The sequence below is a fragment of the Mesorhizobium sp. RCAM 05104 genome (assembly GCF_059683645.1).
In genome coordinates this window covers 197,918-222,137 of sequence record NZ_CM185033.1, presented here as the reverse complement: position 1 = coordinate 222,137, position 24,220 = coordinate 197,918, and the positions used below count along the sequence as shown (strand labels likewise).

20 protein-coding genes are annotated in these 24,220 nt (G+C 61.2%); 15 read left to right on the top strand and 5 right to left on the bottom strand.

Annotated features, from left to right (window positions below; genetic code table 11):
* Positions 1–17: 17 nt before the first annotated feature.
* The 12 genes from AC56QP_RS01130 to AC56QP_RS01075 all read left to right on the top strand — a co-directional run bounded on the left by AC56QP_RS01130 (position 18) and on the right by AC56QP_RS01075 (position 13,549).
* On the top strand, positions 18–1,325 hold the full coding sequence (locus tag AC56QP_RS01130; protein ID WP_489861232.1) for a replication-associated recombination protein A: 1,308 nt from the start codon (positions 18–20) through the stop codon (positions 1,323–1,325).
* A gap of 5 nt (positions 1,326–1,330) precedes the next feature.
* The gene (locus AC56QP_RS01125; protein WP_489861233.1) at positions 1,331–2,014 is read left to right on the top strand and encodes a DUF930 domain-containing protein; all 684 of its coding nucleotides are present in this window, start codon (positions 1,331–1,333) and stop codon (positions 2,012–2,014) included.
* A 155-nt stretch (positions 2,015–2,169) separates the two neighbouring features.
* Positions 2,170–3,000 carry an aspartyl/asparaginyl beta-hydroxylase domain-containing protein gene (locus AC56QP_RS01120; protein WP_489861234.1) on the top strand — a complete coding sequence of 277 codons (831 nt, stop codon included), beginning with the start codon at positions 2,170–2,172 and terminating at the stop codon, positions 2,998–3,000.
* A gap of 337 nt (positions 3,001–3,337) precedes the next feature.
* Positions 3,338–4,996 (top strand): hypothetical protein, encoded by a 1,659-nt coding sequence (locus AC56QP_RS01115; protein WP_489861235.1) that lies wholly within the window; start codon positions 3,338–3,340, stop codon positions 4,994–4,996.
* 176 nt (positions 4,997–5,172) lie between these two features.
* Positions 5,173–6,144 (top strand): helix-turn-helix domain-containing protein, encoded by a 972-nt coding sequence (locus tag AC56QP_RS01110; protein ID WP_489861236.1) that lies wholly within the window; start codon positions 5,173–5,175, stop codon positions 6,142–6,144.
* A 141-nt stretch (positions 6,145–6,285) separates the two neighbouring features.
* On the top strand, positions 6,286–7,803 hold the full coding sequence (gene adh, locus AC56QP_RS01105; protein ID WP_489861237.1) for an aldehyde dehydrogenase: 1,518 nt from the start codon (positions 6,286–6,288) through the stop codon (positions 7,801–7,803).
* A gap of 112 nt (positions 7,804–7,915) precedes the next feature.
* Positions 7,916–8,299 (top strand): DUF779 domain-containing protein, encoded by a 384-nt coding sequence (locus tag AC56QP_RS01100; protein ID WP_489863428.1) that lies wholly within the window; start codon positions 7,916–7,918, stop codon positions 8,297–8,299.
* Positions 8,300–8,330: 31 nt separating this feature from the next.
* The gene (gene crcB, locus AC56QP_RS01095; protein WP_489861238.1) at positions 8,331–8,705 is read left to right on the top strand and encodes a fluoride efflux transporter CrcB; all 375 of its coding nucleotides are present in this window, start codon (positions 8,331–8,333) and stop codon (positions 8,703–8,705) included.
* 60 nt (positions 8,706–8,765) lie between these two features.
* Complete coding sequence (locus AC56QP_RS01090) at positions 8,766–9,746, top strand: RluA family pseudouridine synthase (protein ID WP_489861239.1); 981 nt, start codon at positions 8,766–8,768, stop codon at positions 9,744–9,746.
* A 47-nt stretch (positions 9,747–9,793) separates the two neighbouring features.
* A complete protein-coding gene (locus AC56QP_RS01085; RefSeq protein WP_489863429.1) occupies positions 9,794–10,666 on the top strand; it encodes a DMT family transporter in 873 nt (290 codons plus the stop codon).
* 12 nt (positions 10,667–10,678) lie between these two features.
* Positions 10,679–11,470: an ATP12 family chaperone protein gene (locus tag AC56QP_RS01080; RefSeq protein ID WP_489861240.1), complete on the top strand. Its 792-nt coding sequence runs from the start codon at positions 10,679–10,681 to the stop codon at positions 11,468–11,470.
* A gap of 192 nt (positions 11,471–11,662) precedes the next feature.
* Positions 11,663–13,549, top strand: a complete 1,887-nt coding sequence (locus AC56QP_RS01075) for an MFS transporter (RefSeq protein ID WP_489861241.1) — start codon at positions 11,663–11,665, stop codon at positions 13,547–13,549.
* Positions 13,550–13,636: 87 nt separating this feature from the next.
* Here AC56QP_RS01075 and AC56QP_RS01070 read toward each other — a convergent pair whose 3' ends face one another.
* Entirely contained in the window at positions 13,637–13,834 is a 198-nt protein-coding gene (locus AC56QP_RS01070; protein ID WP_489861242.1) for a DUF2735 domain-containing protein, read from the bottom strand.
* 317 nt (positions 13,835–14,151) lie between these two features.
* On the opposite strand from AC56QP_RS01070, the gene AC56QP_RS01065 reads away from it, so the two are divergent.
* Complete coding sequence (locus AC56QP_RS01065) at positions 14,152–15,192, top strand: glutamine synthetase beta-grasp domain-containing protein (RefSeq protein ID WP_497100851.1); 1,041 nt, start codon at positions 14,152–14,154, stop codon at positions 15,190–15,192.
* 852 nt (positions 15,193–16,044) lie between these two features.
* Here the strand turns inward: AC56QP_RS01065 and glnA are convergent.
* Both glnA and AC56QP_RS01055 read right to left on the bottom strand, forming a co-directional pair.
* The gene (glnA, locus tag AC56QP_RS01060) at positions 16,045–17,454 is read right to left on the bottom strand and encodes a type I glutamate--ammonia ligase (RefSeq protein ID WP_256753651.1); all 1,410 of its coding nucleotides are present in this window, start codon (positions 17,452–17,454) and stop codon (positions 16,045–16,047) included.
* Positions 17,455–17,517: 63 nt separating this feature from the next.
* Positions 17,518–17,856: a P-II family nitrogen regulator gene (locus tag AC56QP_RS01055; RefSeq protein WP_006205430.1), complete on the bottom strand. Its 339-nt coding sequence runs from the start codon at positions 17,854–17,856 to the stop codon at positions 17,518–17,520.
* A 354-nt stretch (positions 17,857–18,210) separates the two neighbouring features.
* Between AC56QP_RS01055 and AC56QP_RS01050 the strand changes: the two genes are divergently transcribed.
* Positions 18,211–19,737, top strand: a complete 1,527-nt coding sequence (locus tag AC56QP_RS01050; RefSeq protein WP_489861243.1) for an NAD(P)H-hydrate dehydratase — start codon at positions 18,211–18,213, stop codon at positions 19,735–19,737.
* Positions 19,738–19,772: 35 nt separating this feature from the next.
* On the opposite strand, the gene AC56QP_RS01045 is transcribed toward AC56QP_RS01050, so the two are convergent.
* Complete coding sequence (locus AC56QP_RS01045) at positions 19,773–21,305, bottom strand: acyl-CoA carboxylase subunit beta (RefSeq protein WP_489861244.1); 1,533 nt, start codon at positions 21,303–21,305, stop codon at positions 19,773–19,775.
* Positions 21,306–21,693: 388 nt separating this feature from the next.
* Between AC56QP_RS01045 and AC56QP_RS01040 the strand changes: the two genes are divergently transcribed.
* Positions 21,694–23,085 carry a DEAD/DEAH box helicase gene (locus AC56QP_RS01040; protein ID WP_489861245.1) on the top strand — a complete coding sequence of 464 codons (1,392 nt, stop codon included), beginning with the start codon at positions 21,694–21,696 and terminating at the stop codon, positions 23,083–23,085.
* A gap of 106 nt (positions 23,086–23,191) precedes the next feature.
* Here AC56QP_RS01040 and AC56QP_RS01035 read toward each other — a convergent pair whose 3' ends face one another.
* Positions 23,192–24,166 carry an alpha/beta hydrolase gene (locus AC56QP_RS01035; protein WP_489861246.1) on the bottom strand — a complete coding sequence of 325 codons (975 nt, stop codon included), beginning with the start codon at positions 24,164–24,166 and terminating at the stop codon, positions 23,192–23,194.
* Positions 24,167–24,220: the final 54 nt, after the last annotated feature.

Genomic DNA, 24,220 nt, shown 5'->3' with positions numbered 1-24,220 from the left:
CAACCAAAAAGAAGTGCATGGCCGATCTGTTCAGCGTCGACGAACCGGAAAAGGCACCGCCCGGGCGGCCGCTGGCCGACAGGCTGCGGCCAAGAAACCTTGGTGAGGTCGTCGGCCAGGAACATCTGACCGGCCCTGACGGCGCGCTGACCCGTCTGATCGGCTCCGGTTCGCTCGGCTCGATGATCTTCTGGGGACCGCCCGGCACCGGCAAGACCACGGTGGCACGGTTGCTTGCCGGTGAAACCAGCCTCGCCTTCGAGCAGATATCGGCGGTGTTCTCCGGCGTTGCCGACCTGAAGAAGGTGTTCGAAGCAGCCAAGCTGCGCCGCGCCAATGGCCGCCAGACCTTGTTGTTTGTCGACGAGATCCATCGCTTCAACCGCGCGCAGCAGGATGGCTTCCTGCCGGTCATGGAAGACGGCACCGTCGTGCTCGTCGGTGCCACCACCGAAAATCCGTCCTTCGAGCTCAACGCGGCTCTTTTGTCACGCGCGCGCGTGCTGGTCTTTCACTCGCTTGGCGAGGAGAGCATCGCCAAGCTTATGGCGCGGGCGGAGGACATCGAGGGCAGGGCGCTGCCGCTCGATGACGAGGCGAAGGCGATGCTCATCCGTATGAGCGATGGCGACGGCCGCGCGTCGCTGACGCTCGCCGAAGAGGTCTGGCGCGCCGCCAAGCCAGGCGAGATATTCAATGCCGAGGGGCTGCAGCGCATCGTCCAGCGCCGCGCGCCGATCTACGACAAGGGCCAGGACGGTCACTACAATCTGATCTCGGCGCTGCACAAATCGGTGCGTGGCTCCGATCCCGACGCCGCTCTCTATTATCTCGCGCGCATGTTCGATGCCGGCGAGGATCCGCTCTATCTCGGCCGCCGGCTGGTGCGCATGGCGATGGAGGATATCGGCCTTGCCGATCCGCAGGCGCTGGTCGTCGCCAACGCCGCCAAGGACGCCTACGACTATCTCGGCTCGCCCGAGGGCGAACTCGCCTTCGCCGAGGCCACCGTCTATCTCGCCACCGCGCCCAAATCCAACGCCGTCTACACCGCCTTCAAGGCGGCCACGCGTGCCGCCAAGGAATACGGCTCGCTGCTGCCGCCCAAGCACATCCTCAACGCGCCGACCAAGCTGATGAAAGAGGAGGACTACGGCGCCGGCTATCGCTACGACCATGACCAGCCGGATGCCTTTTCGGGCCAGGATTATTTCCCCGAAAAGATGGGCCGCCAGACCTTCTATGATCCGCCTGAACGCGGTTTCGAGCGCGACATCAGGAAGCGGCTCGACTACTGGGCAAAGCTGCGCAAAGAGCGGGAATAGCAGGCTTGCGTGGCCCGGTCGTCGTCACGCTTCAAAACGAGGCTTCGCCATGGGGCATTTCAACCTCGGTTGTTCTCCACACGCTATTGGCCGCGACGCTGGCACTTATGCCGCTGCCAAAGAGGCCGAAACGGCTGGATGAGGAGCGGGTGTCGGTCGACATTCTGACGCCGCAGCAATTCGAGGCCGCGACAAGGCCGCCGCCGGCGCCAGCACCGCCTTCGGCGCTCGAGGCACAAGCGCCGGCACCGGCACGAACACCATCGCCGAGTGCTCCTCAATCTCAACCGCCCAGCGCACCGGCCATGATCCGGCCGACCGAAATGCTGTCGGCCAAGACGCTCGCCGATCCACGCAGCCGCCAGGCGCGCGCCGATCTCGCGACCTTCGCTTCCGACGAGCGCATGGTGCAATTGTGCAATCTCGAGGCGATGGATCAGATTCGCCGATGGCGTGCGGATTTTCAGCCAGAGCAGGTCGTGCCCTATGCAACGGCGGAGGAGAAGATCACCGGCACGACGATCGCCGCCAACGGCGCTGCCTTTCGCAGCCGCAGAAACTGGTACGGCCTGAAGTTCAAATGCCAACTGGCGCATGATGGCGAAAGCGTCGTCGGCTTTGAGTTTCTGGTTGGCGATCCCGTGGCCAGGGAAAAATGGGACGAACTCGGCTTGCCGGCGGTGCATTGACCGATATCGGCTCTACCCGGCTGACCACCCGCAACGCCAAGGGGCGTTGTGTGGCGACCCAAAAAACCTTATCAAGGCGCGCGGCCGGGGCGGTGGTCGCTGCCACGATTTGGCGCTACTCTTTCGCAACAGGATCGCGCTCCGCGCGTGGAAAAATGACAAAAACCCTTCGCAAAACCCTTCGCAAATTCGCCATTGCTATTCCGCTTCTTGCCCTCGGCTTCTATTTCATTCCGATCCTGACGACGATCTTCATCGTCCTCGGCCTCATCGATGTCCTGCGCAACGACCGCAAGGATATGTCGCTGTTCAGCGGCTATTTCCTTGGCAACGGCCTGTTCACCTGGCTGCTTTCGCCGTTCAACCTGCTGGTCGATCTCCTGTGCTACAGGAACCCCGGCGTGTGGAAGCTGGAGCAGTTCCCGGAGGATTATCAGCGCGAGGTCAACGAGGTTCTGGACGTCTTCAAGGCGCGCAAGGACGAGATCATCGCCGACATCGACGCCAATTTTGGCGCCGGCCGGCGCGGCATGTATGTCTACCAGTGGTACGGCAAGCACAAGATCGACAACGTCGCCGAGTTCAACAAGGATTTCAAATACATAAAGACCATCGCCGTTTCCGTCTTCAGCAAGCGTGAATCGACGTCCTGGCACTTCGGCCCGCTGCGGCTCAGCCTGCGTATTCTCTACAACCTGATTCCGGTGAAATCGGAAATCTTCGTCGAATGCGGCAACGTCAAGAATTACTGGTACGACAATCCGCTGTTCATCTTCGACGACACGCTGCTGCACCGCTCGGTCAACGAATATGACGGGCGGCGCTACTGCGTGTTCATGGACATCATTCGCCCGTCCCCGGTCCCCGGGCTCATTGCGGGCCTTCTTGCCCTAGTCTCGGTGAGCGTCGAGCGCATCAATTCGATGTTCTACAAGAACTGGAAGATGATCGGTTCGACCAAGCCGAAAAAGGTCGGAACCCCCTGACCTGAGATTCGTCGACGCTGCCGGCCCTGTCGGCAGCGTTTTGGCGTGCCTTGCATGTGCTGTCTGGCCATCTTTTGCCGGCTGCTCATGCACTGCCCACAAGCCTCGATATGCCAAAAGCCCGTTTGGAAACTCTATCCCTGCGATTGTCCTTTGAAGGCGCGCTCGACGCTTGCGACGCCCCTGCGTTCAAGTTTTGATCCCATTCAAGCCCTCAACAATTTATCGTATGAATCCCGTGGGGATTCCTGTTCGCCTGAACGGCTCTCGGCTGTATCAGCGTTAGTTCCGGTTTGACCTCGACAGTTCTGTTTCTTCCCACTCTTGGCGGCCTCAAGTGACAACGAACAAGACCCTCGGATTCTGGGCGAGAACTTACATATGCAGCGCGTTGCTTGGTGTTGCTTTAGCGGCAATCTATATAAAAATTGAAGATTCCGTCTATTACTGGGATTTCGCTGGCTATTTCGATAGGTTCAACGAGCAGGGCGCGCTCTTGGCTGAGGCGCCTGTTCAGTGGCTGAGCCAGTTGAAGACCTCTATCGCGACGGAAGATTACAGTGCGGCGATTTTGGCGCCTCTGATGCCGTTTCACATATTTTTTGGCGGCTCCAGGCTTTCATATGTCGCCGGGATAGTCGCGGTTTACCTGGTCCCGACAGCTCTTTTCATGGGAAGAATGAGCTATCTGGAGGCGGTCTACGAGACATCTCCACCCCGAAGCTGGCCCGCCGTGTGGATCGCGGCCTGTCTCTACACCCCGTTCTGGGCGGCGACGCTTCGTGGGTTGCCAGATGTTGCCGGTTGTTTGGCGCTTGTCGCGGCAACTTGTTTTCTTTGGAAGTCAAAGCTTCTGACCCGTGAACCAGTGATCAGCGGAATATGCGTTGGCGCGTGCCTGTGGTTGGCATTCATGCTGCGCCGCTGGTACGCCTACAGTGTCATAGGTGTCGGAATTTCCGCAGCCTTGTTCTGTTTGTTGAATGTTGCAAAATATCGGAACTACCCGGATCTGCGAAAAGCGTTATTGGGCGGTGTGTGTGCAATTTTCGTTATTATCGGGTCCGCATGGAGTTTTCAGTTACCGTTGATCGCCAAGATTCTAGGAACCAGCTATGGGGACATTTACGCCGGATACAGGACGAATTTCGTCTCCCAGCTTGACCAGGTAGGATCCAGGCTCAGCTATGTAAATTGGCTATTGATCGTATTTGGCCTTTATATTTCTGTGACACGTCGCAACGGTTTTTCTTTGTTCTGTGCCGTTGCCTCGGCACTCACGTTTTTCCTCTTTACCCGGACGCAGGATCCGGACCGTCACCATTCAATGCCAATGTTTCTTTGGCTCTTTCCTGCATACGCCCAAGCAATTGTTGCGATCGTTTCGATGCCGGCGCTGAAATCACGATGGTCGACCGTCGTCATAGCCATTGCCGCTGCTTTTGCTTTTTTTGGCACTTTCTTTCCGATCGGTCGTCAACTGCTGTCGCCGATCGGCTACGTTTTTGCCAGGGAAGCCACGCTTCCTCTGCACCTTGACAATCTTTCTGAATACCGGCGCCTTGTTGATGACCTTGTTAGAAAAATGGCACCTGGTGACCATTTTTCAGTGTTCGCCTCAGGTTCGATCATGAGCGACTCGCTGTTGTTTGAAATGAAAAAGGACGTTTATCCCTACATAGTCTGGTCTTGCCAGGTAGACAGTCGTGATAAATTCAGGCCGGAAACTTTGAAATCCAAATACATTGTTGTAACCGATCCTCCCGTGACTCATTTGCAGTCGGGTGCGCAGATCTGTACCACGCTACCGGCCCAACACATCGTCGAAGGGAAAGGCATCGGTGCCGCATATAAGCGGGTCGAGGCATACCAGTTGTCCGGCGGCGTCAACGGTTACCTCTATGAGCAAGTGCGCCCGGTCAGCAAAACCGAAATCGATGCCCTTTACGGCGAGTTCAGAAAAAAATACCCGGGCTGGACGACGCCTGGGTGGTGACGATCATGTTGGTTGCGCTTGGGCAAGGCTCGATCGGCTACTCTCAGCGAATGGTCTTGAACCAACGTCTTATAGCGCGATCGGGCCTTGTTCCTCTACAACTCGACGCAGCGGATGTATCTCAACAGATATAACGCTACTGTGAGTTGGAAGCGACATTCGCCTTGGGAGGATAGGTGAGCGGACAGCAGCCGACCGGCCATCATGCGGATTTCATACAGGCATCCATCGCCAGCCGCGAGGCGGCCCGCTCGGCGCTGGTCGCTTCCTGGCGGCGTTCGCTTGCATTGCATGGTCTCGATCCGGCCGAGCGCAAGGCGCCACGACGCTTGACCGAGGGCGAGCTGAACGAAGCAAGGCAGCGTATGGAGCCATTGCGTCGTGCCGCCGATGCGAGCCTCGACCGGTTGTATCTGGCTGTCGGCGGTGTCGGTTGCTGTGTGCTGCTTGCCGATCGCAATGGCATCCCGGTCGAACGCCGTGGCGCAGTCGCGGACGACGACACGTTCGACGAGTGGGGGCTATGGACGGGCACCGTCTGGAGTGAGGACTCCGAGGGTACCAACGGCATCGGCACATGCCTTGCCGATCAGCGTGCGCTGACCATTCACCGGGACCAGCATTTCTTTTCACGCAACACGCTGCTCAGCTGCACCACCGCGCCGATCTATGACCATGAGGGCAATCTGGCGGCGGCGCTCGATGTCTCGTCGTGCAGGTCGGACCTGACCGAAGGCTTTGTCGGCCTGATCGCCATTGCGGTCGGCGATGCCGCGCGGCGCATCGAGGCCGAGAATTTTCGCCTGTCTTTTCCCAATGCCCGTATTCTGCTTGCCTCGGCGGCGGAGCGCGGCGCCGGCGCGCTGATCGCGGTCAATGGCGATGATCTCGTGGTCGGCGCGACGCGCTCTGCGCGGCTGGCCCTCGGTATCACACAGCAGGCGCTCGCCAAGGGGCTGCCGGCAGCCGACATCCTTGGCGGCTCGGCCAACACTGCCGAAGAGCTGGATGAAGCGGAGCGCGGCGTAGTTCAGCGCGCCATCGCGCGCGCCGAAGGCAATGTTTCGGCCGCCGCCAGCAACCTTGGAATTTCGCGGGCCACCTTGCACCGCAAGCTTGCCCGCTTCGGTATCCGCCGTCCACATTGACCTTTGAGGCCCGCGACTGTCGCAGTTCTGCGACAGTCGGCGTCGGCGAGTGCTGGACCTGGGCTGACAAGCCCGACCTCATCGGCAACTCTTCCCAGCGACACGCCGCATCCCGTGGCGTTGCTTCTTGGGAGGAAGACGATGAACAAGGTAGAATTTTCCCGCGCGGCCAAGGTTCCCTTCGCCAAGCGCTACGACAACTTTATCGGCGGCAAATGGGTCGCCCCGCTTTCCGGAAAATACTTTGAAAACATCTCGCCGGTGAACGGTCGGCCGCTGGGCGAGGTAGCCCGGTCCGACGCCAGGGACATCGAGGCGGCACTCGATGCCGCGCACAAGGCCAAGGATGCCTGGGGCAAGACAAGTGCCGCCGCCCGTGCGCTGATCCTCAACCGCATCGCCGACCGCATGGAGGACAATCTCGATCTTCTGGCGCTCGCCGAGACCTGGGACAACGGTAAGCCGATTCGCGAGACGACCGCTGCCGATCTTCCGCTCGCCATCGATCATTTCCGCTATTTTGCCGGCGCCGTGCGTGCCCAGGAGGGCGGCATTTCGGAAATCGACCACGACACCGTCGCCTATCATTTCCATGAGCCGCTCGGCGTCGTCGGCCTGATCATCCCCTGGAATTTCCCGCTGCTGATGGCGGTGTGGAAGCTGGCGCCGGCGCTTGCCGCTGGCAATTGCGTCGTCCTCAAGCCGGCCGAGCAGACGCCCGCCACCATCATGCTGTGGGCGGATCTGGTCGGCGACCTGTTGCCGGATGGCGTGCTCAACATCGTCAACGGCTTTGGCCTCGAGGCCGGCAAGCCGCTCGCCTCGTCGAACCGGATTGCCAAGATCGCCTTCACCGGCGAGACGACGACCGGCAGGTTGATCTCGCAATATGCCAGCCAGAATCTCATCCCGGTAACGCTGGAACTCGGCGGCAAGTCGCCCAACATCTTCTTCCAGGACGTTACCGCCGAGGACGACGACTTCTTCGACAAGGCGATCGAAGGCTTCGTCATGTTCGCCCTCAACCAGGGTGAGGTCTGCACCTGCCCGAGCCGGGCGTTGGTGCATGAGAAGATCTACGACAAGTTCATGGAGCGTGCGCTGAAGCGCGTCGAGGCGATCGTCCAGGGCGATCCGCTCGACCCGGCAACGATGATCGGTGCGCAAGCGTCGAGCGAACAGCTGGAGAAGATCCTGAGCTACTTCGACATCGGCCGTCAGGAAGGTGCCGAAGTGTTGACCGGTGGCGAGCAGAACCACCTGCCGGGGGATCTGGCGGGCGGCTACTACGTCAAGCCGACCGTGTTCAAGGGTCACAACAAGATGCGGGTCTTCCAGGAGGAGATCTTCGGACCGGTGGTCTCGGTGACGACCTTCAAGGATGACGATGAGGCACTGTCGATCGCCAACGACACGCTCTACGGCCTTGGCGCCGGCATCTGGAGCCGTGACGCGAACCGCTGCTACCGCTTCGGCCGCGCCATCCAGGCTGGCCGCGTCTGGACGAATTGCTACCATGCCTATCCTGCGCATGCTGCGTTTGGCGGCTACAAGCAATCGGGCATCGGTCGCGAAAACCACAAGATGATGCTCGACCATTATCAGCAGACCAAGAACATGCTGGTCAGCTACAGCCCGAAGAAGCTCGGTTTCTTCTGATCACCTCCCGAGCCGGCGCATGATCCTGTCACAGGGATCATGCGCGATCTCAAGAAGAGGCGCGGCTTTCATCGCCGCGCCTCGGTCCCTTCGTGGGGGAGCACGCTTCGTGATGGAGGACGGCATGCTCGACAAGGTTTCCCTTGGAAAAGTCTCAGCCACGCCGGCGGCCCGGGCATTTCTGGCCGAAATCATCGCCGATCACGGAGCGGTGCTGTTCCACCAATCGGGCGGTTGCTGCGATGGATCCTCACCGATGTGCTATCCCCGGGGCGACTTCATCGTCGGCGACAAGGATATCATGCTCGGCGAAATCGGCGAGACTCCCGTCTACATCGGCGCTTCGCAACATGAGGTGTGGAAGCACACCGATCTCATCATCGATGTTGTGCCGGGCAGGGGCGGCATGTTCTCGCTCGACAATGGACGCGAGAGGCGGTTCCTGACGCGTTCAACTGTCTGTGCGGTGCCAGTGCCGACACGCGCGGGGGATTGACCGGGCCGCCCCGCGAGGGCAGAAAACCGCCATGCTCAATCTCCTTCTCGTTGTTCTGGGCGGCGGCATTGGCGCCGGCATCCGCCACCTGGCCAATATGGGCGCGTTGCGGCTCATCGGTCCGAATTTTCCATGGGGCACGATGGCCATCAACATCGCCGGCTCTTTCGCCATGGGCCTGTTCATCGCAGCCCTGTCACGTCGCGGCGGGTCGAACGAGCTTCGGCTGTTCGTCGCCACTGGCATCTTTGGCGGCTTCACCACCTTTTCCGCGTTTTCGCTCGATTTCGCGACATTATGGGAGCGGGGAGCGACGTTGCCGGCATTCGGTTATGCGCTGGCCAGCGTCACTGGCGCGATCTTCGCCCTGTTTTTTGGTCTTTGGCTCGCAAGAAGCCTGCCTTAATGCTATTGCCGCGCCGAGAGCAGGCTCCGTCCTGCTTGGAAAACGGATAAAGCGAGAACCATGGCAGGTGTTGAACAGATCACGGTGGAGGCCGGCGAGGCGGGCATGCGGCTCGATCGCTGGTTCAAGACCCATTTCCCGGGCCTTGGCTTCGGCCATCTGCAGAAGCTGCTGCGCTCCGGCCAGATCCGCGTCGATGGCGGCCGTGTGAAGGCCGACACCCGTGTCGAGCCCGGCCAGATGGTGCGCGTTCCACCGCTCGAGGTCGACAAGAAGGGCGAGAGCGCGTTGACCGGTCATTCCATCCGCAACCAGGGCGATGCCGACGTTCTGGCGAAAATGCTTATCCACGAGGATCCGAAGGTTTTTGTCTTCAACAAACCGGCGGGCCTTGCCGTGCAGGGCGGCTCGGGCGTCACCCGCAATGTCGATGACATGCTGGAGGCGTGGCGCAACCAGAAGGGTGAGAAGCCGCGGCTCGTGCATCGGCTCGACCGCGACACATCGGGCGTGCTGGTCGTAGCGCGCACCCGGCTTGCCGCCATGAAGCTGTCCGAAGCGTTTCGCGCCCGCGAGACCAAGAAGACGTACTGGGCGCTGGTGAAGGGCGTGCCGCCCAAGCGTGAGGACAAGATCTCGACCTGGCTGATCAAGGAGCCGACGCCTGACGGTGACCGGGTTCGCGTCGCCGTGCATGGCGAAAAGGGCGCCGACCATGCCGTCTCCTATTACCGCATCATCGAGCAGGCGGCGCAGACGATGACGTGGCTGGAAATGGAACCCTATACGGGCCGCACCCACCAGCTTCGTGTCCATGCCGCCTACATTGGTTGTCCGATCATCGGTGATCCGAAGTATTTCGAGGCCGACACCAACTGGGATTTCCCCGGCGGCATTCAGAACCGCCTGCATCTCCACGCGCGCCGTATCATAATTCCGCACCCGGACAAGGGCGTCATCGATGTCACCGCGCCGATGCCGCCGCATATGCGCCAGAGCTGGAACCTGATCGGCTTCGACGACGCCAGCGCGGAGGACTGATCTTGAGCGGCGCCACCGACGCGCTGGACCGGCGCGACACGGTCGATATGGCCGCCGCCGCCATCATGGTCGGCCTGACCTTTTCCTGGGGGCTGAACTACGTCGCCGCCAAGATCTCCTATGCCGGCTACGATCCTGTTTTCCTGTCGATTGCCCGGTCGATCATCGGCGGCCTTTGCGTTTTCCTCTGGTGCCGTTGGCGCGGCATAGCGCTGTTCACCCGCGATGGGACGCTGCTTGCTGGGATCGCCGTGGGCGGGCTTTTCGGCATCGAGTTCCTCTGCCTTTATGTTGGCCTGGAGCATACCACCGTCGCCCGCAACACGCTGCTGGTCAACACGATGCCTTTCTGGATGCTGATCGGCGGGCACTTCCTGCTCGGCGAGCAGATCACCTTGTGCAAGTTCCTCGGTCTGTTGCTGGCCTTTGCCGGCCTTGCCGCAGTCTTCTCCGACAAGCTTGGCGGTAGCGGCGACATATTGTTCGGTGATCTCTTGAGCCTCGGCGCCGGATTTTTGTGGGCTCTGACCAACATCCTCATCAAACGGTCGAAGCTGGTTGAGGCGAGCGCCGAAAAGCTGCTGCTTTATCAACTCGCCGGCGCGGCAATTGTTGGCGTGCTGGTGTTGCCTCTCGCCGGTCCGCCCGTTCGCGACCCGTCCGTGCTGCCGACATTGGCCCTGCTTTTCCAGGCGGTCTACATCGTCGCCTTCACCTATGTGCTGTGGTTCTGGCTGCTGCGCCGCTATCCGGCCTCGGGCCTGTCCAGTTTCACCTTCCTGTCACCGGTTTTCGGCGTGCTGTGTGGCGGCATCTTCTTGAATGAGCCGCTGACCATTCGCATTTTTCTGGCACTTGGCCTCATTGCCGCCGGACTGATCATCGTCAACCGGCCGTCGCGCAAGCTGGTGCCGATGTGAGAGAGATTTTTTATGCGTGATATCCTCGAGGACCTCGAAGCGGGCAAATATCTTTCCGATCCGGACCCGGTGCGCCGCGCCCAGATCCAGATGAAAACACATCTGCCGAAGCGCTTTTACAAGACGGCCTCGGTCGCGCCGGCGGAAGGCGGCTTTGCCGTGCATCTCGACGGCAAGCCGGTACGCACGCCGGGCAAGGCGCTGCTGGCTCTGCCGACAGAGAGAGCAGCAGCGCTCGTCGCTACCGAGTTCGCCGCCCAGGGCGAGACCATCAATCCGGTGACGATGCCAGTGATGCGCCTCGTAAACACCGCCATCGACGGCGTCGCCAGCGACCCGCAGGCGGTGCTGGAAGACATTCTGCGCTTCGCTTCCGCCGACTTGCTCTGCTATCGCGCCGACGCGCCGCAAGGGCTGGTCGAGCGGCAGGACCAGCATTGGGATCCGGTGATCGACTGGGCGAGGGCGACACTCGGGGCTCGTTTCAACCTCGCCCAAGGCATCATCCATGTCGAGCAGCCGCGCGAGACCATTGCGGTGCTTGGTGTCCATCTCAGCCAGCGTGCCGATCCGCTGCGGCTGGCCGCCATTCATGTCATGACGTCGCTGACCGGCTCGGCGCTGCTGGCGCTGGCTGTCGATTTCGGTGAACTCGACACGGAGGCGGCCTGGTCCGCCGGCCATGTCGACGAGGACTGGCAGATCGAGCAGTGGGGCCAGGACGCGGAGGCCGTCGCGCGCCGCTCCGCCCGCAAGCGCGACATGATGGCCGCCGCCGGCCTGCTCGAAGCGCTCAAGGGCTGACGGTTTCACCGCTCGTTCAAACTCATCCCGCACTGCACATTAGACCAAAGTCATAATCCCAAAGGCGCTCTGCCGTTGGGGGGCGCTTTCTGTCATTTTTCCGTGATTGCTGTGCTTGAGTCCGTGTTCGGAGGAGAACGCGGATGATGACGGGCAGTATCGAGGACAAGGGTCTCACGGGAGGACATAGCAATGGCAATGGCATCGACCGCCGGCGGAGCAAGCCGCGGCATGACGCGGGAAGAAAAGAAGGTCATCTTCGCTTCCTCGCTCGGCACCGTTTTCGAATGGTACGATTTCTATCTCTACGGCTCGCTTGCCGCCTTCATCGGCGCAACCTTCTTCAGCCAGTATCCGGAAGCAACGCGCAACATCTTCGCCCTGCTGGCCTTCGCCGCGGGCTTCCTGGTGCGTCCGTTCGGCGCGCTGGTGTTCGGTCGCATCGGCGATCTCGTCGGACGCAAATATACGTTTCTTGTCACCATCCTGATCATGGGCAGTTCGACGTTCCTAGTCGGCCTGCTTCCTGGTTCAGCGACCTGGGGCATTGCTGCTCCGGTCATCCTGGTCGGACTACGCATGCTCCAGGGTCTGGCGCTCGGCGGTGAATATGGCGGTGCGGCAACCTATGTCGCCGAACACGCCCCAGACGACCGCCGTGGTTTCTACACCTCGTGGATTCAGACAACGGCAACACTCGGCCTGTTCCTGTCGCTGATCATCATCCTCGGCGTTCAGGCGATGTTGAGCAAGGAAGACTTCGCCGCCTGGGGCTGGCGTATTCCGTTCCTCGTCTCGGTCATCCTGCTCGGTATTTCTGTCTGGATTCGCCTGACGCTGAGTGAATCGCCGACCTTCCAGCGCATGAAGGACGAGGGCAAAGGTTCCAAGGCCCCGCTTTCGGAGGCCTTCGGACAGTGGAAGAATGCCAAGATCGCCATCCTGGCCCTCTTCGGCCTGACCGCCGGCCAGGCCGTGGTCTGGTATTCCGGCCAGTTCTATGCGTTGTTCTTCCTGCAGAACGTGCTCAAGGTCGACCTGCAGACGGTCAACATCCTGATTGCCATCGCCTTGGGGATAGGCTCCATCTTCTTCGTCGTGTTCGGCTGGCTTTCCGACAAGATCGGCCGCAAGCCGATCATCATGGCGGGGCTGGCTCTGGCGATCTTCACCTACTTCCCGCTGTTCAAGGCATTGACCTGGGCGGCCAACCCGGCATTGGCCGCCGCGCAGCAGAATACGCGTGCGACGGTTACCGTGGCGCCCGGCGACTGCAAATTCCAGTTCAACCCGGTCGGCACGGCGAAGTTCACCACGTCGTGCGACATTGCCACGTCGTTCCTTGCCAAGAGTTCTGTGCCGTATGACATCGTCACCACAGCGGCGCCTGGGACCCCGGCAACGGTGAAGCTCGGCAATGAGACTGTCGAATCCTACGACGCCATCGCCGCCGGCGATCAGGCCAAGGCCAAGGATGCTGCCTTCACCAAGGCAGTCAGCATGGCACTCAAGGATGGTGGCTATCCGCTGAAGCGTGCGGCATCCAAGGTGGCCGACCAGAAGCTCGACGCCTTCGTCGCGGCCAATCCCGAACTGAAGCTCGATGCAGCGGCCATCCGCGCCGGTGAGAAGGCAACGGTTCCGCTCGAGCAGGCAGTCAAGGACAAGGTGCTGACGTCCGAGGAAGCCGCCGGCGCCAAGGACGTGACCGTCTACAACATACCCGCGTCGGGGGCCTTCTCGATGTTTGCCGATCCGGCGCAGGTCAACTGGACAAAGATCGTCGCGATCCTGTTCATCCTGATCCTCTACGTGACCATGGTTTACGGGCCGATCGCGGCGATCCTGGTCGAGATGTTCCCGACCCGCATTCGCTACACTGGCATGTCGCTGCCTTACCACATCGGCAATGGATGGTTCGGTGGTCTGCTTCCGGCGACGGTCTTCGCCTTGAGCGCCGCCAGGGGCGATATCTACTTTGGTCTGTGGTATCCGATCGCGGTCGCGGCGATGTCGCTGATCATCGGCGTCATCTTCGTCAGGGATACGCTCGGAACCGACCTGCATACCAAGCAATAGCTGACGGCTCGGTAGGCTGAAGAAAACCCGGCGCGAGCGATCGCGCCGGGTTTTTCAATGCTGGTGGAGACCCGAGGAGGGCAGGGACTAGCTCTGCCGGTCCTGCTTCGCATCCTCGATGGCTGCCTCGTGATACCAGCCGTCGCCGAAATCCGTCCGAACACCGCGCAACGAGGCAAGCTCTGCTGCAAACTTAGCCTTTCCGCTCAAATTTGAGGCAGAGGCGCGCGCTGCCACCGGGAACATCAGAATTTTAGCCGACGGACGCGTGGAAATGATTTCCATTGTCGGGCTCCTTTCTTCTGCCGAACCTTGTCGATTCAACTTGTTTTCAAGATAAGGTCTGCGACCAAATTAGGCAATATGCCTACGAAAAGATCAGTATTTGCCTAATATTTGGGCGAATTACGACTGTGGTTGATCCGGACGCATTGCTTAGGCGGCTTGCCGACTTCAACCGAACACGGCGTCAATTTTGCCGCACCTTTCGGGGCGAGAGTGGCACACGAATTGCATTTTAGTGATCCGGCAGGTCGGCTGCTGGGTGGTTCCCACAAATCGGCGCCGCCCAGGGTTTGGTGATCAAGCAACGAGAGGCTAGAATGACGAAATACAAGCTCGAGTACATTTGGCTCGATGGATACACCCCGGTCCCCAACCTTCGCGGAAAGACGCAGATCAAGGAGTTCTCTGAATTCCCGACGCTCGAGCAGCTTCCGCTGTGGGGCTTTGACGGTTCCTCGACGCAACAGGCCGAGGGGCACAGCTCCGACTGCGTGCTGAAGCCGGTCGCTGTCTATCCGGATCCGGCGCGCACAAACGGCGTGCTCGTCATGTGCGAAGTGATGATGCCCGATGGCGTCACGCCGCATGCCTCCAACAAGCGCGCCACCATCCTCGATGACGAGGGCGCCTGGTTCGGCTTCGAGCAGGAATACTTCTTCTACAAGGACGGCCGCCCGCTCGGCTTCCCCGAAAGCGGCTATCCCGCACCGCAGGGCCCCTACTACACCGGCGTCGGCTATTCGAATGTCGGTTCTGTCGCCCGTCAGATCGTCGAGGAGCATCTCGATCTCTGCCTTGCCGCAGGCATCAACCACGAAGGCATCAACGCCGAAGTGGCAAAGGGCCAGTGGGAATTCCAGATTTTCGGCAAGGGTTCCAAGAAGGCCGCCGACCAGATGTGGATGGCCCGCTACCTGTTGCAGCGCCTGACCGAGAAATACGGAATCGATATCGAATACCACTGCAAGCCGCTCGGCGACACCGACTGGAACGGATCGGGCATGCACGCCAACTTCTCGACCGCCTATATGCGCGAAGTGGGTGGCAAGGCGTATTTCGAAGCGCTGATAGCGGCCTTCGACAAGAACCTGATGGATCACATCGCCGTCTACGGACCGGACAACGACAAGCGTTTGACCGGCAAGCATGAGACCGCGCCGTGGAACAGGTTCAGCTATGGCATCGCCGATCGCGGTGCTTCGATCCGCGTGCCGCATTCCTTCATCAAGAACGACTACAAGGGCTATCTGGAAGACCGCCGTCCGAACTCGCAGGGCGACCCCTACCAGATCGCCTCGCAGATTCTGAAGACGATTGCTTCGGTGGCGGCGAGCGCCGAGGTCTCGGCCGCCGCCTAAGCGTCGCGTTGGTAGAAACAGAAAGCCCCGGCGGTCTCTCGCCGGGGCTTTTTTTGTTCCAGCTGCGTCTCGGTCGCCTGCACCTCCGCGGCGAAGAAGTGTCCATACGCCCCTGGGGAATGAAGTCCATGTGGCCTTAGCTCCGCCCGTCCGCCAGGCCCTTCGGGAAGCGGCCGTCGAGCGCGTCGGGATTGGCGGTCGTGCCGCCCGCCGTCCTCCGATGGTCTGCTCTTGCATGGCTTGTGCCGGGGTTCTTTGCTGCCGGTGCGCGACAGATCGGATCTGGGCAAAAGGACCCAGAAAAAGTCAGACAATTCAGGCGGTCGCAAATCCCGCCAAGGCCCCGGCTGCTGTCATGCCCGTTTCCAGCGGCAGCTTGTTAGAAAGCCCGGAAAACCGCCTTTCCAGGCACTTTTGAGTGGCTGTGACCCGTCCATAAGCGCCTGTTCGGGCTGTTAAATCGGCTATCACCAGCCTGATTGGCGGCGTTGACAGATCGCAGTGCAGCATGCGTATTCACAGGCCTTGGGGTTACGTCACGCGATGCTGTTCGGACGGGCGGGGGGCTTGAACGGCGGCATTGGCGGGGGCGCCGGACGAGCGGTCACTGTAGCCTGAGGCAGTGCGCCGCTCGCTCCAGGCTTCATTTCCGTAATCGACACCATCCCAAATCATCGATCGAACATTGCTGGGCCATGCACCTGTCTTTGGACTGACGTGCATTGCCTCCAATGGAGCACAGACTCATCAGCCCATGCATGCGTGCGATCATCGAACGCGTGCCTGCCGAATGTCAGCAAAAAGCCCTTGAAGGAGGAAACTCCTTCAAGGGCTTGAGTATTAAATCTAATCTTAGACCGAGTAGTACATGTCGTACTCGACCGGATGCGGCGTCATTTCGAAGCGCATCACTTCGGCCATCTTCAGCTCGATGTAGCTGTCGATCTGGTCGTCGTCGAAGACGCCGCCGGCTTTCAGGAAGCCACGATCCTTGTCGAGACTCTGCAGCGCTTCCCGCAGCGAACCGCAGACGGTCGGGATCTTCTTCAGTTCCTTCGGCGGCAGGTCGTAGAGATCCTTGTCCATCGGCTGACCCGGATGGATCTTGTTCTTAATGCCGTCGAGGCCGGCCATCAGCATGGCGGCGAAGGCGAGGTAGGGGTTCGCGCCCGGATCAGGGAAGCGGACCTCGACGCGCTTGGCTTTCGGCGACGAGCCGAATGGGATGCGGCAGGAGGCGGAGCGGTTGCGCGCCGAATAGGCCAGCAGCACCGGCGCTTCGTAGCCCGGCACCAGACGCTTGTAGGAATTGGTCAGCGGGTTGGTGAAGGCGTTGATCGCCTTGGCGTGCTTGATGATGCCGCCGATGTAGAACAGGCAGCTTTCCGACAGGCCGGCATATTCATTGCCGGCGAAGGTCGGCTTGCCATTCTTCCAGATCGATTGGTGGACGTGCATGCCAGAACCGTTATCGCCGAAGATCGGCTTCGGCATGAAGGTGGCCGTCTTGCCATAGGCGTTGGCGACCTGGTGCACGACATACTTGTAGATCAGCATCTTGTCGGCGTTGCGCACCAGCGTGTCGAACTTGATGCCAAGTTCGTGCTGCGCGGCGGCCACTTCGTGGTGATGCTTTTCGACGCGCACGCCCATTTCGGCGAGCACGGTCAGCATCTCGGAGCGCATGTCCTGCGCCGAATCGATCGGCGGCACCGGGAAATAACCGCCCTTGATGCGCGGACGGTGGCCGAGATTGCCGGTTTCATAGTCGGTGTCGTCGTTCGACGGCAGTTCGGTCGAGTCGAGCTTGAAGCCCGTATTGTAGGGATCGGCCTTGTACTTCACATCGTCGAACACGAAGAATTCGGCTTCCGGGCCGACGAAGATCTGGTCGCCGATGCCTTCCGACTTCATGTAGGCCTCGGCCTTCTTGGCCGTGCCGCGCGGATCGCGGTTGTAGGATTCGCCCGAAACAGGGTCGAGGATGTCGCACAGGATGACCATGGTCGACTGCGCGAAGAACGGGTCCATGTGGACCGTTTCCGGGTCGGGCATCAGCACCATGTCGGACTCGTTGATGGCCTTCCAGCCGGCAATCGAAGAGCCGTCGAACATCACGCCGTCGGCGAACATGTCTTCTTCGACCTCGATGACATCCATCGTCACGTGTTGCAGCTTGCCCTTCGGATCGGTGAAGCGCAGGTCGACGAATTTCACGTCGTTGTCCTTGATCTGCTTCATGATGTCTTTGGCTGTCGTCATGTCATTTATCCCTGTGTGATGACGTTTTTTGATGATGACGTTTCGAAGGATGGCGAGGTCGGCTCAGACCGCGTCCATGCCTGTTTCGCCGGTGCGGATTCGCACGACTTCCTCGATGTTGGAGACAAAGATCTTGCCGTCGCCGATACGGCCGGTCTGGGCCGCCTTGCGGATGGCTTCGATCGCGCCTTCGACGGCGTCGTCGCCAAGTACCACCTCGATCTTAACCTTGGGCAGGAAATCGACGACGTACTCGGCGCCGCGATAGAGTTCGGTATGGCCCTTCTGGCGGCCAAAACCTTTGGCCTCGGTAACGGTGATGCCTTGCAGTCCGGCCTCCTGAAGGGCTTCCTTCACTTCATCCAGCTTGAATGGCTTGATGATCGCTTCGATCTTTTTCATGTAAAAAGTGGCCTCCACTGCCAAAAAGACGGGTTGTGAGCCCCCGCTTGCGCCTCCATCAAGCACGAACTGTGCCAATTGGATGGATTCGAAGGGGTCTCATACGATTTCAAAGCCGAGCCGCGCGCGGATGCAAATTCGCGTCATTCGCTGCATCGGATACGGCGTGGGCTGCTGGAGCCTACACAGCGCCAGCGCTTGCGTCCGCATAATAGTTAGGCATATCGCCCATTTGGTGGGCAGTTTTGCGCCTGCCACGTCCCGTCCCGACGATATGGCCGCAGATCGCGACAACTCCTCTTTGCTTCGGATCGAAAACCGGACAATGCTTGATCGAATGCGGATCGGCAATCCATGAGCAACGAACTTCTTTCTTCCGCCGAGATGGGCGAGGCCGACCGGTTGACGATTTCCGACGGCCCGACCGACGGTATCGGATTGATGCGCCGGGCCGGCGAAGCGGTCGCGGCCGAGGTCCTCAAGCGCTATCCGGCGGCGACGCACGTCCATGTGCTTTGCGGCCCCGGCAACAATGGCGGCGATGGCTACGTCGTCGCCCGCCTCCTGGCCACAAGTGGCCTCGGCATCACCATCTGGGCATCCGGAGCGCCGCGGCCGCAAAGCGATGCGGCGCTCGCTGCCGCCGAATGTCCGATCAAGTCTCGGCCGCTGTCTGGATTTGATCCCGAGGCCGGCTCGATTGTGGTCGACGCGCTTTATGGGGCAGGCCTGTCCAAGCCCTTGTCCGGCGATGCCGCCGGGGCGGTCGACATCGCTACCGATCTGCATTTGCCGGTCGTCGCGGTCGACCTTCCTTCCGGTGTCTCCGGTGACAGCGGCAAAGTGCTCGGCAAGGCATTTTTCGCCGACACCACCGTGACCTTCGCGCGAAAGAAGCCCGGCCATCTGCTCTTGCCGGGCCGCGAACGATGCGGCGAGATCGTGCTCGCCGATATTGGCATCGGCGACGGCATCATCGCGCGGCTCCAGCCCCGGACGTTCGAGAACACGCCGGCGCTTTGGCTGGACCATTTTCCGGTGCCAGCCGTCGACGCGCACAAATACAAGCGCGGCCACGCCGGCGTCTTTTCCGGCGGCTCTAGCGCGACGGGCGCGGCGCGGTTGTCGGCATTGGCCGCGGCCCGAAGCGGGGCAGGGGCGGTGACCGTGCTTTCGCCCGACAGCGCCATTGAAGCGAATGCTGCGCATCTGACCTCGATCATGCTGCGCAAGACCGACGACATCTCCGACATCGAGGCTTTTGTCGACGAACGTAGGCCTTCGGCCTTTGTTCTCGGGCCCGGCTTTGGTGTCGGTGAGAGAACGCGGACCTTCGCACTCACGTTGCTGGCCGGCCAACCGAGCGACGCCTCCACCAGGATTGACGGGCTGGTCCTCGACGCCGACGCGATCACCTCGTTTCGCGAGGCACCGGACGCTTTGTTCGAAGCCGCTCGCCAACCGAACGCACCGGCCTTGGTGATGACGCCGCATGAAGGGGAGTTCGCCAGGCTGTTTCCCGACCTAGCTGGCAACGATGTCTCATCCAAGCTGGACAAGGCACGCGCGGCGGCCACGCGTGCCAATGCGGTCATCGTCTACAAGGGCGCCGACACGGTGATCGCTGCTGCCGATGGCCGGGCGGCGATCAATTGCAATGGAGCGCCCTGGCTTGCCACCGCCGGTTCGGGTGACGTGCTGTGCGGCATCACCGCCGGCCTGTTAGCGCAAGGCATGCCAGCCTTCGAAGCGGCCTGCGCCGCGGTCTGGATCCATGCCGAAGCCGGGGCCCGGTTTGGACCGGGTCTGATCGCCGAGGATCTGCCGTTGGCGCTGGTGCCGGTGTTGCGCGAACTGCTCGCTGCCCTAGGCAGGCGCTGATCAACGGCGCTTGCGCAATGCCGGCGACATTCAGCTTACAGTGGGATGTTGTCGTGCTTCTTCCAGGGGTTCTGCATGTCTTTGTTTCGCAGCATCCTGAGCGCCCGCGCGATACGGCGGCGAGTCGAGTGCGGCATGATCACCTCGTCGACATAACCGCGCTCGGCGGCGACGAAGGGCGACAGGAAGCGATCCTCGTAAGTCTTTGTATGGGCTGCGATCTTTTCAGCATCACCGATGTCCTTGCGGTAGATGATCTCGACCGCGCCCCTGGCGCCCATCACCGCGATCTGCGCCGTCGGCCAGGCATAGTTCATGTCGCCGCGCAGATGTTTTGACGCCATCACGTCATAGGCGCCGCCATAGGCCTTGCGGGTGATGACGGTGATCTTCGGCACGGTTGCCTCGGCATAGGCGAACAGGAGTTTCGCGCCGTGCTTGATCAGCCCGCCATATTCCTGCGCCGTGCCGGGCAGGAAACCTGGAACATCGACGAAGGTGACGATCGGGATCGAGAAGCAGTCGCAGAAGCGCACGAAGCGCGCCGCCTTGCGGCTGGCGTCCGAATCGAGCACGCCGGCCAGCACCATCGGCTGGTTGGCGACGAAACCGACCGTGCGGCCCTCGACGCGCCCGAAGCCGGTGACGATGTTTTTGGCGAAATTCTGCTGGATCTCGAAGAAATCGCCTTCGTCGGCGGTCTTCAGGATCAGTTCCTTGATGTCGTAGGGCTTGTTGGCGTTGTCGGGAATCAGCCGGTCGAGTGACAGATCGTGGTCGGTGACCGACTGGTAACATTCGATCTCGGGAAGCTCCGACGTGTTGGAGGCGGGCAGCAGGTCGACCAGCCGGCGCATCTGCAGGAGCGCCTCGACGTCATTGTCATAGGCGCCGTCGGCGATCGAGGATTTCGTCGTGTGGACGGACGCGCCGCCGAGGCTCTCGGCGGTGACCGTCTCGTTGGTGACGGTCTTCACCACGTCCGGTCCGGTGACGAACATGTAGGAGGTGTCGCGCACCATGAAGATGAAGTCGGTCATGGCCGGCGAATAGACGTCGCCGCCGGCACAAGGGCCCATGATCAAGGAAATCTGCGGAATGACGCCGGAGGCGAGCACATTGCGTTGAAAGATCTCGGCATAGCCGCCGAGCGCCGCCACGCCTTCCTGGATCCGGGCCCCGCCGGCGTCGTAAAGGCCGATGATCGGTGCACGGTTGCGCAGCGCCATCTCCTGCACCTTGATGACCTTCTCGGCATGGGCTTCCGACAACGAACCGCCGAACACGGTGAAATCCTTGGCGAAGACGTAGACCGGGCGACCATTGACCGTGCCCCAGCCGGTGACGACGCCATCGCCGGCGATCTTCGTCTTCTCCATGCCGAAATCGGTCGAACGATGCTCGACATACATATCGAACTCCTCGAACGAACCCTCGTCGAGAAAAACCTCGATGCGTTCACGCGCGGTGAGCTTGCCCTTCTTGTGCTGGGCGTCGATGCGGGACTGGCCGCCGCCCATGCGGGCGATGTCGCGACGGCGTTCGAGTTCCTTGAGTACATCTTTCATGGCCGATCTCCCGCGCAGGCTGCATTTCGTGGTAATGATGCTCGCAGGCGAGTGCAAGCACCCCCTTAATCATGGTTTTGTTGCGCTGCAGCATGGCGCCCCTTGCATTTGGCGGCGAACTGGGCCATATGCGGCGGCATAGGCGCTTGGGCCGGGACTATCCGGCCTTCTCGAAGAATGAGACTGGTTGCGTCTGTTTTCCCTCTTTCCGGTTGATCGGCAAGGTGGCGAAAAAGCCCCGTGGCATGATGCCTGCGGGCACGACAGCGCAGCCGCGCGGACGAAATCGTCCGCCGCCTTGTCGTTCCATGACAATGTTATCCGACGGTAGGTTGCGCCCTGCCGCCATTGATGTTTGCGGCCAGAGGCCGCGTGAAAGAAGATTATTTTGACCAACGAAAACACTTTGCCCGGTAAGGACTCTGGGGAACTTTCCGGTTTCGCAGCACTGGGAATTACGGGTGCGCTGCTCAAGGCCACCCACGCCGCCGGTTTCACCGAGCCCAAGCCGATCCAGGCGCAGGCAATTCCGCCGCAGATGGAAGGCCGCGACATTTTCGGCATTGCGCAGACCGGCTCCGGCAAGACCGCGGCCTTCGCACTGCCGATCCTGTCGAAGATCATCGCGCTCGGCACCAAGCGGCGCGCCAAGACGACGCGCGCGCTGATTCTGGCGCCGACGCGCGAACTCGCCGTGCAGATCGAGGACACCATCAAGATCCTCGCCAAGGGCGCGCATGTCTCGACCGCGCTCGTGCTGGGTGGCGTCTCGCGCTTCAGCCAGGTGAAGAAGGTAGCCCCCGGCGTCGACATCCTTATTGCCACGCCCGGCCGGTTGACCGACCTGGTGCGCGAAGGCGACCTCATTCTCTCCGACACCAAATGGCTGGTGCTGGACGAGGGCGACCGCATGCTCGACATGGGCTTCATCAACGACGTCAAGCGCATCGCCAAGGCGACCGCGCCTGATCGCCAGACGGCGCTGTTCTCGGCCACCATGCCGGATGAGATCGCCGAGCTGGCCAAGGGCCTGCTGAAGAATCCGGTTCGCATCGAAGTCTCGCCGCATAGCACCGCGGCGGTCGAAATCGTGCAGGGCGTCGTCTTCGCCCGCACCAAGCAGAAGCGTCAGGTGCTCTCGACGATGCTCGCCGACGAAGCGATGAAGTCCGTCATCATTTTTTCGCGCACCAAGCATGGCGCCGACCGGGTGACCAAGGATCTCGAGCGCGACGGGTTCAAGGCCGCCGTCATTCACGGCAACAAGTCGCAGAATGCCCGTCAGAAGGCGCTGAACGATTTCCGTGAAGGTTCGGTACGCATTCTGGTCGCGACCGACATCGCGGCGCGCGGCATCGACGTGCCCGGCATCAGCCATGTCGTGAATTTCGACCTGCCGGACGAAGCGGAAAGCTACGTCCACCGCATCGGTCGCACCGGCCGCAACGGCATGGACGGCATCGCCATCACACTTTGCGATCCTTCCGAAAACAGCAAGCTGCGCCAGGTCGAGCGCATCATCCGCACCAAGCTGCCGATCGTTGCCGACCATCTCGGCAGCCCCGATCCGCAGCGCAATCCGGCCGAGAAGAACGAGCGCTTCGAGCCCGCCAATGACCGTAATGGCCGTCGCGACGGCCGGCGGCCGGGCGGTGAGAAGAAGCGCTTCGGCGAAAAGCCGGCTTTTGCTGGCGAGCGCAAGCCGGAAGGCGCCAAGCCCTTCAAGGGCAACAACAAGCGCCGCTTCGGCGGCAAGCGGCCCGCGGCGCGGGCTGCGTAAGCCAGATCGCGTTGCAGCAGCCAAGTCTCAAGCTGGCTGATTGTCCGTGACTGATACAGAAAAGGGCGGCTGAAGCGATGCTTCGGCCGCCCTTTTCGTCCGCGCCTTACTTCACCACCGCTTCGATCCAGACACCAATCCTCTGCGCGAGGAAGGCCGTAGTGGACGGTGACAGCGCGTCGCCGGCGATGACATGGTTGTCCGGGTCGCCAGTGTCGTCGACCGGCACCAGTTCGTGCGCACCACCCCAGCGCCCGGCGATTTCGCGGGTGCGGTCGGGCCGCACCACTCTGTCCGAATCCGAAAAGATGAACAGGGCAGGGATGGTCGCCTTCTCCACCGGCGCGCCATAGGCAAGTTCGGTCAGCGCCTGCATCGGCAAGGTCGCTTCGATCGGGTAGCGGTAGGTCCAGAATTTCTCATGCAACGCGTTGTGCGGCACGAAGCTGCGTTCCTTGCCAGCGACGAGTTTGGCGATCTGCTTGCCCCACGGCATGGTCAGGATTTCGGCGCCGGATGCCTTGACGCCGAAGTTCGGCGAGATGAACGCAATCGCCGCCACTCTGTCCGACGCGCCCGGCTGTGTTGCCGCCCATGCCGCCAGCGAGCCGCCGGTCGAGGTCGAGATGACGATCACCTTGTCGCCGATCGCCCGGCCGATGGCGAGCGCCTCCTCATAGTCGTTGATCCAGGCATTGACGCTGCCTTGCGCCATCGCAGCGCCATCCTGCCCGTGACCGGTAAGGCGGGTGTAGAAGAGGTTGGCGTCGAGCTGGCTGGCCACGTCATCAGGCAGCGGCCGGATCTCGCCCTTCGATGCGGAAAAGCCGTGGATATAGACGATCGACAGCGGCGTCATGGCATGAACCATAGGATTTGCCCAGACGATCTCCTTGTCCAGCCCATCGCGGATTCCGGGCACGGCGGCTTCCACTCGCGCCACATAGGCCTGCGGATCGTCGCCGATGACCGAAGGATCGAAATGGATCGTGGTGTCGACAGCTACACGCGGGCCGAGCCCGAAGGCCAGTGCGAGGACGGCGACAAGGACCAGCATAGCAAGCACAACCCGTCGCCCCATCGCGGACTCCACACTACAATTCTCAACCTATGGCCGCGTCCAGAAACAGGCAAC